This is a genomic window from Streptomyces griseus, assembly GCF_900460065.1.
GTDB classification, from domain to species: Bacteria; Actinomycetota; Actinomycetes; order Streptomycetales; family Streptomycetaceae; genus Streptomyces; species Streptomyces griseus.
Window position 1 is genome coordinate 188,322 of sequence record NZ_UAVD01000056.1, and the last position, 13,032, is coordinate 201,353.

General features: G+C 73.1%; 8 protein-coding genes. 3 read left to right on the forward strand and 5 right to left on the reverse strand.

All coding sequences use genetic code 11. From position 1 onward, the window contains the following. Positions 1 to 103 precede the first annotated feature (103 nt). The gene (locus tag DTB53_RS34535) at positions 104 to 988 is read right to left on the reverse strand and encodes an NPP1 family protein (RefSeq protein ID WP_012380450.1); all 885 of its coding nucleotides are present in this window, start codon (positions 986 to 988) and stop codon (positions 104 to 106) included. A 218-nt stretch (positions 989 to 1,206) separates the two neighbouring features. On the opposite strand from DTB53_RS34535, the gene DTB53_RS34540 reads away from it, so the two are divergent. Then, positions 1,207 to 2,256: an aldo/keto reductase gene (locus DTB53_RS34540; protein ID WP_012380449.1), complete on the forward strand. Its 1,050-nt coding sequence runs from the start codon at positions 1,207 to 1,209 to the stop codon at positions 2,254 to 2,256. Positions 2,257 to 2,579: 323 nt separating this feature from the next. On the opposite strand, the gene DTB53_RS34550 is transcribed toward DTB53_RS34540, so the two are convergent. Next, the gene (locus tag DTB53_RS34550; RefSeq protein WP_012380448.1) at positions 2,580 to 5,174 is read right to left on the reverse strand and encodes a bifunctional FO biosynthesis protein CofGH; all 2,595 of its coding nucleotides are present in this window, start codon (positions 5,172 to 5,174) and stop codon (positions 2,580 to 2,582) included. A gap of 150 nt (positions 5,175 to 5,324) precedes the next feature. Between DTB53_RS34550 and DTB53_RS34555 the strand changes: the two genes are divergently transcribed. Continuing rightward, positions 5,325 to 6,017: an HAD family hydrolase gene (locus DTB53_RS34555; protein ID WP_012380447.1), complete on the forward strand. Its 693-nt coding sequence runs from the start codon at positions 5,325 to 5,327 to the stop codon at positions 6,015 to 6,017. Between the two features lie 126 nt (positions 6,018 to 6,143). Here DTB53_RS34555 and DTB53_RS34560 read toward each other — a convergent pair whose 3' ends face one another. From DTB53_RS34560 to DTB53_RS34570, 3 genes are all read right to left on the reverse strand, one after another. Continuing rightward, positions 6,144 to 9,641 carry an IPT/TIG domain-containing protein gene (locus tag DTB53_RS34560; RefSeq protein WP_012380446.1) on the reverse strand — a complete coding sequence of 1,166 codons (3,498 nt, stop codon included), beginning with the start codon at positions 9,639 to 9,641 and terminating at the stop codon, positions 6,144 to 6,146. Positions 9,642 to 9,810: 169 nt separating this feature from the next. After that, positions 9,811 to 11,295, reverse strand: a complete 1,485-nt coding sequence (locus DTB53_RS34565; RefSeq protein ID WP_003968433.1) for a peptidoglycan D,D-transpeptidase FtsI family protein — start codon at positions 11,293 to 11,295, stop codon at positions 9,811 to 9,813. Positions 11,296 to 11,494: 199 nt separating this feature from the next. Next, complete coding sequence (locus DTB53_RS34570) at positions 11,495 to 12,340, reverse strand: TIGR03619 family F420-dependent LLM class oxidoreductase (protein ID WP_003968432.1); 846 nt, start codon at positions 12,338 to 12,340, stop codon at positions 11,495 to 11,497. A gap of 120 nt (positions 12,341 to 12,460) precedes the next feature. On the opposite strand from DTB53_RS34570, the gene DTB53_RS34575 reads away from it, so the two are divergent. Continuing rightward, a complete protein-coding gene (locus tag DTB53_RS34575) occupies positions 12,461 to 12,958 on the forward strand; it encodes an SEL1-like repeat protein (protein WP_003968431.1) in 498 nt (165 codons plus the stop codon). The last annotated feature ends 74 nt before the right edge of the window (positions 12,959 to 13,032 follow it).

The window sequence follows — 13,032 nt, forward strand, 5'->3', positions numbered from 1 at the left end:
TTTTCGGTCGCGGACCGGGGGCGGCCCGCGACCGACTTCGTCCGAATGTCGGCGAGAGGCCCCTCACCGCCCGGAGTGCGGCGCCGGGCGGCGGGGTGCGGCCTCAGGCCCAGGGGTCGAAGGGGATCCCGGCGGGCTTGGCGTTGTCGAGCAGCCGGCGGAAGCGGTCGTCCTTGTCGGTGACCTTGATGGTCGCCGACCCGAAGTCGGCGTTCATGAGCCGGTCGCGCAACTCCGTGCTGGGGAAGCCGTTCCAGTCGACGAGCGGCGGGTAGCGCCAGTCGCCGTAGTGGTTCTCGGGCGGCTCGTCGTCGCCGTTGGCGAGCCGGAAGAAGTGGGTGCCCCAACCGTCCTTGTGGTAGACGGCCTTGGGGTGGGTGCCGTCGAACCGCACCTGCGAGCGCGGATAGGTCTTCACCGTGCTGTGCTGCGTGGTCGAGACGTGATCCACCCGGCCGGAAGCCTGGTCGACCCAGGAGATCACGTGCTCGAAGTCATGGCGGTGGCCGCCGAGCCCGCTGCCGTGGACGGCCTGGTCCTTCTCGAAGTAGCTCGCGTAGACGATGCCGCACCAGCCGTTGTTGCACTTCGACCGGGCGTACGTCTGGGAGTTGTCCAGATCCCCGCGGTCCCGGCAGCTGCCGTTGACCGCTCCGGTCGTCTTCAGTCCGGGCGCGAGGGTGCCGTCGGGGCCGATGGCGGGGGTGGCGTAGCAGCCGTCGCCGTCGTAGTCGAAGGCCGGCGAGAACGTCTGCTCGTAACCTCCCGCGTTCTGGGGAAGGCCGGCCGGCGGGTCGGCGTGGGCGGCCGAGGCGGTGCCCACCACGAGGAGGCCCGCGGCAGCGAGGACGGCGGCGGTGCGGGCGGCGCGCCGGTGGACGGCGCCGGCCGCCGCGAACCGGTCGCGGAGGGAAAGCGGAACGCTCTCGGCAGTGGGGGCGGCACCGCGCTTCCCGGCGGGCGTCGGCGCTATCGGGGGAGTTCGCATGGGTTCTCGCTCCTGACTCATCGGGCTCACCGGTACAGGGCGACGGGGGTCGGCCTCCGCAAGAGTTGCCCGGGCCATGACAGAAAGAAACGGAAGGCGGGACAGCTCGGCAGCGCCGCACCGGACAGCGAAAAGGCCTTGCCCTAGAACGCACTCGAAGTCCTACAGTGCCGGGGGTCCGGCCCCAGCCCACCGCTCACCCACCAGGGAGCTCGACCATGCTCTACCGCACACTCGGCGGCACCGGCATCGAGGTCAGCGCGCACTGCCTCGGCACGATGATGTTCGGCTCGGTCGGCAATCCCGACCACGCGGACTCCGTACGCGTCATCCATGCGGCCCTCGACGCGGGCATCAACTTCGTCGACACCGCCGACATGTACTCCGCCGGGGAGTCCGAGACCATCCTCGGCAAGGCGCTGAAGGGGCGGCGCGACGACGTCGTCCTCGCCACCAAGGTGCACTTCCCGATGGGCGAAGGGCCCAACCGGGGCGGCAACTCGCGGCGTTGGATCGTCCAGGAGGTCGAGGAGAGCCTGCGCCGCCTCGGCACCGACCGGATCGACCTCTACCAGGTCCACCGCCCCGACCACACCACGGACATCGAGGAGACCCTCTCGGCGCTGACCGACCTCGTGCGGGCGGGCAAGATCCGCGCCTTCGGCTGCTCGACGTTCCCGGCCGAGGAGATCGTGGAGTCGCACGTCGCGGCCGAGCGGCGCGGCCTCGGGCGGTTCCGGACCGAGCAGCCGCCGTACTCGGTCCTCGCCCGCGGCATCGAGCGGTCCGTCCTGCCGGTCTGCCGCCGCTACGGGATGGGCGTGCTGACCTGGTCCCCGCTCGCCTCCGGCTTCCTGACCGGCAGATACCGCAAGGGCGGGGCCATCGACCTGTCCACGGGCCGGGCGGCGCTCACCCCGCACCGGTTCGACCCGGAGGCCCCGCTGACCGCCGCCAAGCTGGAGGTCGTCGAGCAGCTCGTCGCCGTGGCCGACAGCATCGGAACCACCCTGCCCGCGCTGGCGGTCGCCTTCCCCCTGGCCCACCCGGCGGTGACCTCGGTGATCATCGGCCCGCGCACGATGGAACAGCTGGAGGGGCTGGTGAAGGGCGCCTCGCTCACCCTGGACGACGAGACGCTCGACCGGATCGACGCGATCGTCGCCCCGGGGACCGACGTCTACCCCCCGGACGGCGCGTGGACCCCGCCCTCCCTGACCGATGTCGCCCTGCGCAGGCGCCCGGTGGGCGAGCGGGCGGCGGCGTAGGGAACGCGGGGGCCGCCTCCGCGCCGTGGCGTCCTCGGAGACCGGAGACACGGGGGGCCCGCCCGGGGCGTTCGGGGAAGGCGCCCAGCACGGCGCGCGACAGCGGGTCCAGCTCGCTCGGGTCCTTGACGGACCGGGCGTAGTCGGCGGCGACGGCGTCGTACGACAGCCGGACCGCGTCCAGGTACGGGGATTCCGTCCCACGACGCCAAGCCCCCGGCGCCCTCGAAGGCCACGGGCCCGGGGCGGGCGGCCCCGAAGGCCGCGTCCCGGGCCCGGGACGGTCCGGGCGGGGACCCGCCCCCGCCCGGACCGTCCCGCCCTCAGCTCGGCAGCACCGGCAGCAGCTCCGGCAGATGCCCGTCCGAGGCCGTGGCCGCCGCCACGCGTTCGGCCGGGACCTCGCCGTAGAGCGTCGTACGGGGACGGGACGGGCGGCCCGCCAGGTCGGCGATGGCCTCCAGGTCCTGGATCGAGCGGTACGAGCCGTAACTCGACCCCGCCATCCGGGAGATGGTCTCCTCCATCAGCGTGCCGCCCAGGTCGTTCGCGCCCGAGCGGAGCATCTCCGCCGCGCCCTCCGTGCCGAGCTTCACCCAGCTCGTCTGGATGTTGGTGATGTGCGGGTGGAGCAGGAGCCGCGCCATCGCGGTGACCGCGCGGTTGTCGCGGTCCGTCGGGCCGGGGCGGGCGATGCCGGCCAGGTAGACGGGGGCGTTGGTGTGGATGAAGGGGAGGGTGACGAACTCCGTCAGACCGCCCGTCTCCTGCTGGAGCCGAGCCAGCGTACGGAAGTGGCCCAGCCAGTGGCGGGGCTGGTCGACATGCCCGTACATCATCGTCGAGGACGACCGCAGCCCCACCTCGTGCGCCGTCCTGATGACCTCCAGCCAGGTGGCCGTGGGCAGTTTGCCCTTGGTCAGGACCCAGCGGACCTCGTCGTCCAGGATCTCCGCCGCCGTGCCGGGGATCGAGTCGAGCCCGGCCTCCTTGGCGGCGGTCAGCCAGTCGCGGATCGACATGCCGGTGCGGGTGGCCCCGTTGACGACCTCCATGGGCGAGAACGCGTGGACGTGCATGCCGGGGACGCGTTCCTTCACCGCCCGCGCGATGTCGAAGTACGCCGTGCCGGGCAGGTCCGGGTGGATGCCGCCCTGCATGCAGACCTCGACCGCGCCCACGTCCCACGCCTGCGCCGCCCGGTCCGCGACCTGGTCCAGGGAGAGGGTGTACGCGTCGGCGTCGGTGCGGCGCTGGGCGAAGGCGCAGAAGCGGCAGCCGGTGTAGCAGACGTTGGTGAAGTTGATGTTCCGCGTGACGATGTACGTGACGTCGTCGCCGACCACATCCTTGCGCAGGGCGTCCGCGATCCGGCACAGCTCGTCCAGCGCCGGGCCGTCCGCGTGGAGCAGGGCGAGGGCCTGGTCGTCGGTGAGCTTCGTCGGGTCGTCGGCGGCCTGGCCGAGCGCCTGGCGCACGTCGGCGTCGATGCGCGACGGCACCATGCCGGGGGCCGCCGCCTCGCGGAGCGCCTCCCAGTCCCCGTACACCTCGTCGAAGTCGTCACGGCGGTCGCCGGTGCGGCCCTCGGTGTCGATGGTGGCGTGCAGGTCGGTGCGGCCGGAGGAGGCGAACCCCTCGTCCGGCTCCTGCCAGGGCAGGCCGACGGGCAGTACGTCCTCGCGGGCCAGGCCCGTCTCCGGGTCGGCCAGGGCGCGGACGTGCGGGAGGAGACGGGGGTCGAGCCAGGGCTCGCCGCGCTGGATGAACTCGGGGTAGATGGTGAGGCGTTCACGGAGCGTGAAGCCCGAATCGGAGGTGCGCGCGGCCAGTTCGTCGATGTGCGGCCAGGGGCGCTCGGGGTTGACGTGGTCGGGGGTGAGCGGCGAGACCCCGCCCCAGTCGTCGATGCCCGCGCCGATGAGCAGCGCGTACTCCGCGTCCACCAGGTTCGGCGGGGCCTGGATCCGGGCCGAGGGGCCGAGGATGTGCCGGGCCACCGCGATGGCGGCGGCCAGCTCCTCCAGCTCGGCGTCGGGCATCCCGCGCATCGCCGTGTCCGGCTTGGCCCGGAAGTTCTGCACGATGACTTCCTGGATGCCGTGGTAGGCGCGGGCCGTCTTCCGCAGCTCGAAGAGGGAGTCGGCGCGCTCCTCGTAGGACTCGCCGATCCCGATCAGGATGCCGGTGGTGAAGGGCACGTTGGAGCGGCCGGCGTCCTCCAGGACTCGCAGCCGTACGGCCGGTTCCTTGTCCGGGGAGCCGTGGTGCGGGCCGCCCGGCTCGGACCACAGGCGGGTCGCCGTCGTCTCCAGCATCATCCCCATCGAGGGGGCGACCGGCTTGAGGCGCTGGAGGTCGGTCCAGGTCATGACGCCCGGGTTGAGGTGGGGCAGCAGGCCCGTCTCCTCCAGGACCCGGATCGCCATGGCGCGGACGTACGCGAGGGTGTCGTCGTACCCCTCCGCCTCCAGCCACTCCCGCGCCTCGGGCCAGCGGTCCTCGGGGCGGTCGCCGAGGGTGAACAGGGCTTCCTTGCAGCCCATCGCCGCGCCTTCGCGGGCGATCTCCAGCACCTCGTCGGGCGACAGGAACATGCCGTGGCCGGCCCGGCGGAGCTTGCCGGGGACGGTGACGAAGGTGCAGTAGTGGCACTTGTCACGGCAGAGACGGGTGAGCGGGATGAACACCTTGCGGGAGTACGTGATCACGCCCGGGCGGCCCGCCGCCTCCAGGCCCGCGTTCCGGACGCGCGCGGCGGAGGCGGCCAGATCCTTCAGGTCGTCACCGCGCGCCCGGAGCAGGACGGCGGCCTCGGTGACATCGAGGGCGACACCGTCACGGGCGCGTTTGAGCGCGCGCCGCATGGCGTTGGAGGTGGGGCGTCCGCTCTGGGGATCGGCATCGGGATCGGTCATGAACCGAGCATACGAGCGAGGTGCGGCTACCGGACCAGGGCCCGGGGCCCGTATCCGCAGGCCCGGGGGTGCTCCTGGTCACTCGTGCGGGCCGACTCACGCGGATGAGACCCCGTCGGCGGTGTCCCGACGCCTAGTGTCGGAACGGTGATGGAAACGATCGTCCTCGACATCGGCGAAACCCTCGTACGCGACGACCGGCACTGGGCGTCCTGGGCCGACTGGCTCGGCGTACCACCGCACACGCTCAGCGGGCTGGTGGGCGCGGCCGTCGCCCAGGGCCGCGAGGCCACGGACGCGCTGCGCGTCCTGCGGCCCGACATGGACGTCGAGGAGGCCTACCGCGCACGGGCCGCCGCCGGGCGCGGGGAGCACCTCGACGAGTCGGACCTCTACCAGGACGTCCGGCCCGCGCTGGGCGAGCTGCGGGCCGCGGGCGTCCGGGTCGTGGTGGCGGGGAACGGCACGGTCCGGGCCGGGGAGTTGTTGCGGGGTCTGGACCTGCCCGTCGACCTGGTGGTCACCGCGGACGAGTGGGGCGCCCGGAAGCCGGACCCGGAGTTCTTCGCGCGGGTCGCCGAAGTGGCGGCGGCGGCACCGGAGTCGACGCTGTACGTGGGCGACCACCCGGCGGAGGACCTGTTCCCGGCCGCCGCGGCGGGGATGCGGACGGCGCACCTGCGGCGGGGGCCGTACGGGCACTGGTGGGCGGAGCACCCGGACGTGGTGGAGACGGCGGACTTCCGCATCGACGCGCTGACGGAGCTGGTGGCCCTGGCGGTCCCGGCCGGGGACGGGGAGCCGCGGGCGGAGCGGCCGAGGGCCCTGCGGGCGGTGCGTTAGCGGGGTGCGTCGAAGGGGTGCCGCGCCGATCGGCCCGCGGGCCGCGGGAGTGCGGCGGCCGGACCCGGGAACCTCCGGCGGCCTCCCACCGGAGGTCCGGTGGGAGGCCGCTGGAGGTGCTGGTGTCTAGGCGACCGCCTTCGTCGCCTTGCTGACCGCCGATCCACTGGCGTGGCCGGTGAGGTGCGCGGTGACCTTCACCGTGATCGTCCGGCCCCGCTGGGCCGCCTTGAGCGGCAGCGTGGCGGCGGTGGCCCCGGAGATGGCGGTGCCGTTGGCGTACCACTGGTAGGCCCACGACGACGGCTTGGGCGCCCACGCGCCGCGGCCGACGGTGAGGGTGGACCCCACCTTGGGCGTACCGGAGATCACCGGCGCGACCGTCGCCTTCGGGGCGTCGCCCTTGGCGACCGTGACCGCCGCGCTCGTCGCGGCGCCGTCGGCGTGCCCCGTCAGCCGGGCGGTGACGGTGACGGTGATCTTCTTGCCGAGCTGCGTCGCCGGCACGACGTACGTGGTGGCCGTCGCGCCGGAGACCGCCACCCCGTCCGCCTTCCACTGGTAGGCCCAGGCGGAGGGCTTCGGCGCCCAGGCGCCGCGGCCGATCCCGAGCGTCGCGCCGACCTTGGCGGTGCCGGTGACGACCGGTGCGACCGTGGCCTTCGGGGCGTCGCCCTTGGCGACCGTGACCGCCGCCGAGGTCCCCTGGGCGTCCGGGTCGCCGGTGCGGCGGGCGGTGACGGTGACGGTGATCTTCTTGCCGAGCTGCGCGGCCGGCACCGCGTACGTGGCGGCCGTCGCGCCGGAGACCGCCACCCCGTCCGCCTTCCACTGGTAGGCGTACGACGACGGCGCCACCGTCCAGGAACCGGTGCTCGCGCTCAGCGTCGCGCCGACCTTCGCCGTCCCGGTGATCACCGGCGGCTTGGTGGAGGCGAGCCGCGCGGGCGTCACGGTGAACGAACCCCGCGGGTGGGCGACGGCGTTGTGCGTGACGACGGTGACGCTCCAGGTGCCCGTCGCGACGCCCGTCAGGTCGAGGACGGCCGTGAGCGTCCTGCGGTCGGCGGAGACGGCGGTGGTCGTCGACTCCACCTCCTTGCCGCCGAGGCTGAGGCGGACGATGTCGTCCTTGTGCAGCGCCGTGCCCGTGAGCGTCACCGTGGCCTTGCCACCGGCGGGGGCGGTGGTCGGACTGACCGTGCCGATGGTGACCGCCTCCGCGCCGCAGCGGATGCCGGAGCAGACGGCCTCCGCCGAGTACGAGGTCTTCGCCGCCGTCTCCGGCAGCGACAGGACCAGGGTGCTCGGGGTGGGGTCCTTGGAGTAGGGCTCGTCGACGCCGCACTTGTAGCCGGTGGGGATGTACCGGACGCAGCCGTTGTTGAGGCTGGCGTCGTAGAGCGAGGGCACCGCCGTCTCCTCGGCGCCGTCCGTGTCGCTGATCTTCATGTCGAAGCGGTCGCGGTAGGCGGTCGGCAGCTGCGCGCAGAAGGTGCTGCGCGCCTCGTCGAGGGTGCCGGTGACGGGGCCGTACCCGTAACTGACGTTGGGCGCCACGACGCATCCCTCGGCGGGGCCGGCCGCGGTGGCGATGCGCACGGCGTCGAACCGGTAGTCGGGCGCGGCCTTGAGTCCCGTGCGCACGGTGACGAGGACCTGGTAGCTGGTGGAACCGGTGACCGCACAGGCCTGGTTCCGGTTGCACAGGGCATCGCCGTCCGCCCCGTAGACCACCACGTTCGCGGTGCCCAGGGCGTCGCGCACATCGACGTGCACGGTGTCCCCGGCGTCGGCGGTGGTGACCTTGCGGCAGCGCAGCTCACCGGGTGCGCCCATCGCACCGCCCGCGGAGGGGCCGCCGGCCCGGACCACCGGGTTGGCCGTGCAGCCCTTCGCGGTGGCGGTGACGTCCCTGCGGGTCAGCGTGTAGGTGGTCTTGCTGTCCCGGCCCGTGAACAGCACGGTGTACGCGGCGCCGGGCTTCAGGTCGCAGGTGGTCCAGGTGCTGGTGGAGGGGTAGATGGAGCAGGCCTCGACGCCCTTCTCGTCCAGCACCGTGAACTCGGCCGTCAGCGTCTGGTTCGGTGCGGCCTGGAGCTGGATGTTCTCCCGCCCGCTGTGCGCGTCGGCGGGAATGCTCAGGCACTGCGAGAAGACGCCGTCGCCGGTGGTGATCCGGGCGGCGGGGCTCTGTGCGGTGAAGTCGCCGGCCGGGAAGGCCGGGCAGCCGGAGGCGACGTCGGTGCGGTGCAGCGCCAGGGCGTAGGCGCCGGTCGCCGGCTCGTCGTCGTCGGTGGAGATGTGCAGCCGGAAGGGCGCCCTGCCGTCCAGCTCGCAGGTGCCGGACGCGAGGGCGGACCCCTCGCACTGGTAGGCGCCGTCGGCGTCGTACACCGTCGTCTCGGGGTGCGGGCCGGGCCCGCCGAGGGACTTCAGCGCGGCCATCCGGGCCCCGGTGGGAAGGTCCAGCAGGACGCAGTCGATCTCCCCCGCCGAGGCGAAGCCGGACCGGTACAGGCCCATGCCGGCGGGTACGCAGCCGGCGTCCGAGGCGCGGTCGATGATGAGGGTGGCCTGGTCGGTGTAGACCGTGTAGTCACCGGCGGCGGGCAGCTCGCACCCGTCCCAGGTGGTGCAGACGGTCTTGCCGGCGCGGTCGTAGACCGTGAGCTTGGTGCGGGAGGTGTCGACCGCGTAGACCTCGTGGGGGCCGGCGTGCGACGCGGTGAACGTCTTGCAGCCGGTGGCCGGAGTCACGGTGGTGGGCGCGGAGTTGTAGGCGTTGACCGGGACGCTCGCGCAGCCGACCGGGTCGGAGATGCGGCGGACCTTCAGCGTGTACTCGGCCGGGAAGCCGCCCTCCGCCTCCCTGACGTGGGTCAGGACGCGGTAGGGGCCGTCGCCCGGGAGCACGCAGCCGTCGCTGTCGTCCTCGTTGAAGTGCGGGCAGATCCGGGCGCCGGTCTCGTCGGTGATCCAGGAGAGCCCGTGGCCGTACTTCGTGGTGGTGATCCGGTCGGTCAGCCGCTCGCCCGGCTCCGCCTCGATCCGCACGCACTGCACGGCCGTCGGGCCCGCGGCCAGGCCGACGAGGGGCGGGGCGTCCCAGCCGGTCGGGATCGGGGGCGCGCAGCCCTCGTCGGTGCCGATCGGGACCAGACCGAAGGTGAACTCGCTCGTGTCCGCCCAGTTGTTGAGCAGTCGCAGGGTGTACGTGCCGGTGCGCTCCAGGCGGCACCAGCCCTCGCCCCACTCGGGGTCGTAGCAGTCGACCTGCTCCTCGCCGTCGTAGACCGTGGTGTACACGTTGTGGCTTCCGGTGCCCGACTCCAGGAGGCGGTGCAGGCCCGGCTTGTCGACGGTGAAGGTGAAGCAGGCGGTCCCGTCGGCGGGGAGGGTGAGCGTGTTCCCCTCGGGCGCCGCCTCGCCGTACGCGGAGAGCGCGAAGGACGGGCAGTCCTCGGCGGCGGCCGGAGCGGCGGGCGCGGCGGGCGCGGACGTGACGGTGGCGTCGGCCCGCGCCGCCCCCACCGGGACCAGCAGGGTGACCAGAACGGTGAGCGTGAGCAGAAGCGCGGTGTACGCCGCGGATCTCGCGGCCGTACACAGACGTGGTGGCATGGGTCCGTTCCCCCCGGAGCGGTGAAGGTGGTGCTCCGGGTCTCCGCGGACAGCGCGTTCGGCGGGCCTCCGAGCACAACGACATGTGCCCGCCCCGTGAAGGGCGGGCACATGATGATCGCACAGTTGAGCGACCGGAGGACATGTCAATTCAGGGCCGCGGAGGGGCTCAGTCCCCCAGCACCGCCTGCATCACGCTCTTCGCGATCGGGGCGCCGAGCCGGCCGCCCGAGATGTCGGAGCGGGAGATGTCCATGTCCGTCGGGTCGATGAACACGGCGACGGCGACCGAACGGCCGTCGTCCTTCTTGCCGTAGCTGACGAACCAGCCGTACGGGACCTCGTCGCGGACGTCCACGCCGCGCTGGGCGGTGCCCGTCTTGCCGCCGACCGTCACACCGTCGATCAGGGCGCGCTGGGCGCTGCCCTCCTTCGCGGTGTGCTCCATCATCTCCTGGACCTTCTTCGCCGTCTCGGACGAGACGGCCTGGCTCATCTCCATCGGCTCGTTCTTCTCCAGCGTGGAGAGGTCCGGTCCGCGCAGCTCGTCGACGATGTAGGGCTGCATCAGCTTGCCGTCGTTGGCGAGGGCCGCGGTGACCATCGCCATCTGCATCGGGGTGCTGGTGAGGCTGCCCTGGCCCATGCCGGTGAGGGCCGTGCCGGGCTTGTCGAGCTTCGGCGGGTAGAGGCTCTTGGTGGCGAGCATGTCGCCGAACTCCTCCGCGTAGACGTCCTCGTTGAAGCCGAACTTCTCCGCCGTCTCCCGCATCCGGTCCTCGCCCAGCTCGGCCGCCGCGTCGAGGAAGACGTTGTTGCAGGAGTACTGCATGGCGGTCTTCATCGACGCCTTGTTGCAGACCGCGTCGCCCGCCTCGCTGCCGATCTTGTTGGTGGAGAGCGGCAGGGGGTACGGCGAGACCGCGTCCGTCCGGGCGTCCACGTCCGTGACCACCCCGTGCTCCAGCGCCGCCGCGGCGGTGAGGATCTTGAAGGTGGAGCCGGGCGGGTAGGTCTCGCGGAGGGGGCGGTTGGCCAGCGGCTTGCCCTTCTTCTTCTCCAGCGCCGTGAAGCGGTCGCTCTCCTTGAAGGAGATGCCGGCGAAGGACTCGGGGTCGTACGAGGGGGTGGAGACCAGGGACAGCACCTTGCCGGTGCGCGGGTCCAGGGCGACCACCGCGCCCCGGGCGCCCAGGTCCGTCAGCCCCTTGTAGGCCGCCTTCTGCGCCTTGGCGTCGATCGTGGTGATCACGTCGCCGCCGCGCCGGGGCTGCCCCGTCAGGACGTCCTTGGCGTGCCGGAAGGCGAACCGGTCGTCCTGGCCGCTGAGGACGCTGTCGTAGGTCCGCTCCAGCAGCGAGGTGCCCCGGGACTGGGAGGCGTACCCGGTGACGGGCGCGTACATCGCACCGTCCTTGTTGGTCCGGAGGAACGCGTAGTCCCGGCTCTCGGTCTCCTTCGATCCGGTGATCGCCTTGCCGCCGACGATGATGTCGCCGCGCGGGGTGGCGAAGCGTTCGAACCTCACCCGGGCGTTGTGCTCGTGCTGGGCCAGCTCCTGGCGGTCGACGTGCTGAAGCCAGTTCGCCCGCAGCAGCAGGGCCAGCACCAGCAGCCCGCAGAAGATGGCTATGTGCCGCAACGGCCTGTTCATTCCACTCCCCACCCGGTCGGGCTCCGGTCCGCGCGGCGGGGCGTCCGCCGGCCGGGCCCGCTTATGCGTTCCCCGATGAACAAGGATGCCCTGTGGGCGTGCCCGGTTGCACCGGCGGCCCCGGGCACCCCTCCTCGGCGGTACGCGGCGTAGCCGTCAGAGGTACACGGCGTAGCGGAAAGGGTACGCGTCGTGGGTGTCAGAGATACGCGGCGTAGTCGTCCAGCGTCCGCAGGACCTCCGCCTCGCCCGCCGGGGGCAGCTGGAGCACGACCTCCTCGATGCCCAGCTCGGCGTAGTGGGCGAGCTTCCCCGGGCCGGGCAGGACCGCGTACGGCACCACCTGGGGGCCCTCCGGGCCGCGCCCGGCCTCCTCCCAGGCCGCCCGCAGCTTCGGCAGGGACTCGGTGAGGCCTCCGCCGCCGATGGGCAGCCAGCCGTCCGCGTACTGCGCGATGTGCGCGAACAGCTTGGGGCCCGCCCCGCCGCCGATCAGGGTGCGCGGGCCGTTGACCGGGCCGCGGGGCCGCCGGGCCGGCTTGGGGTGCGCCTCGCTCGCCCGTACGGAGCCGAACGCGCCCTCGTACGCGGTGGGCCCGTCCGCCCACAGCGCCCGCATCAGGGCCATCCGGTCCCGGACCCGGTCCCGGCGCGTCGCCCACTCCACCCCGTGGTCGGCGGCCTCCTCGACGTTCCAGCCGTAGCCGACGCCGAGCGTGAACCGGCCCCCGGAGAGGTGGTCCAGGGTGGCCGCCTGCTTGGCCAGGTCGATCGGGTCGTGCTGGGCGACCAGGGTGATGCCGGTGCCCAGGACGAGGCGCTCGGTGACGGCGGCGGCCTGGCCGAGGGCGACGAACGGGTCCAGGGTGCGGCCGTACTCCCGGGGCAGCTCACCGCCCATCGGGTACGGCGTGCTGCGGATCACCGGGATGTGCGTGTGCTCGGGCAGGTACAGTCCGCCGAACCCCCGCTGTTCCAGCTCGCGGGCGAGCCTGACCGGGGTCACCGTCTCGTCGGTGAGGAAGATCGTCGTGGAGATCCGCATCGAGAACACCTCCGTCGTCCGTCAGCGCGTCATGCGTGCGAAGGGCCAAGGTATGCCGTACGACAGGGAAATCCGAGACCGTTGCCCAGGTGGGTCGGGAGCGGACGGAGAGGAGTGGCGATGGCACGGGGAACGGGGCGGGGCAACGGGCCGGGAGGTCCGGGGCTCGGGTACTTCCTGTTGCCGGCGGGCGGCGCGCTGAGCCTGACGGGGGTCGTCACCGGCAACGGCACGCTGATCGGCCTGAGCTGGATCATGTGGGTGCTCGGGATCCTGCTGCTGTTCCGGAGCCGCTCCCGCCGTCCCGTCGATCCGGCCGCGCTCGCGGCGGCGGCCGCCGCCGGGGACGCCCGGGCCGTGCGCGGGCTGCGGACGCTCGCCCTGACCGCGCGGGCCGAGGGGCGGCCCGACACCGCCGAGCGGCTGCTGCGGCAGGCGGTGCGGGCCGGTGACGTGGAGTCGATGTGGGAGCTGGGCCGCCTGGTCGAGCACCGCGAGGGTCTGGCGGCGGCGGAGCCGTGGTTCCGGATGGCGGCGGAGGGCGGGCACGTGGTGGCCAAGCGGCTGTTCCGGCCGGGCGGCGCGCTGCACCCGGACGGGGCGGACCCGGCGCCGTAGGGTCCGCCCGGCCGCCGGGCGGCACAGCACCGTCCCCCGGGCGGGTCCCCCGCCCCGGGGACCAGCCCGCCCCG

What these genes read in the sequence shown, in the direction of transcription:
- DTB53_RS34550 (WP_012380448.1), bottom strand. Translation starts at nt 5,174, where the DNA reads ATGACCGATCCCGATGCCGATCCCCAGAGCGGACGCCCCACCTCCAAC.
- DTB53_RS34560 (WP_012380446.1), bottom strand. Translation starts at nt 9,641, where the DNA reads ATGCCACCACGTCTGTGTACGGCCGCGAGATCCGCGGCGTACACCGCG.
- DTB53_RS34555 (WP_012380447.1), top strand. Translation starts at nt 5,325, where the DNA reads ATGGAAACGATCGTCCTCGACATCGGCGAAACCCTCGTACGCGACGAC.
- DTB53_RS34540 (WP_012380449.1), top strand. Translation starts at nt 1,207, where the DNA reads ATGCTCTACCGCACACTCGGCGGCACCGGCATCGAGGTCAGCGCGCAC.
- DTB53_RS34535 (WP_012380450.1), bottom strand. Translation starts at nt 988, where the DNA reads ATGCGAACTCCCCCGATAGCGCCGACGCCCGCCGGGAAGCGCGGTGCC.
- DTB53_RS34575 (WP_003968431.1), top strand. Translation starts at nt 12,461, where the DNA reads ATGGCACGGGGAACGGGGCGGGGCAACGGGCCGGGAGGTCCGGGGCTC.
- DTB53_RS34565 (WP_003968433.1), bottom strand. Translation starts at nt 11,295, where the DNA reads ATGAACAGGCCGTTGCGGCACATAGCCATCTTCTGCGGGCTGCTGGTG.
- DTB53_RS34570 (WP_003968432.1), bottom strand. Translation starts at nt 12,340, where the DNA reads ATGCGGATCTCCACGACGATCTTCCTCACCGACGAGACGGTGACCCCG.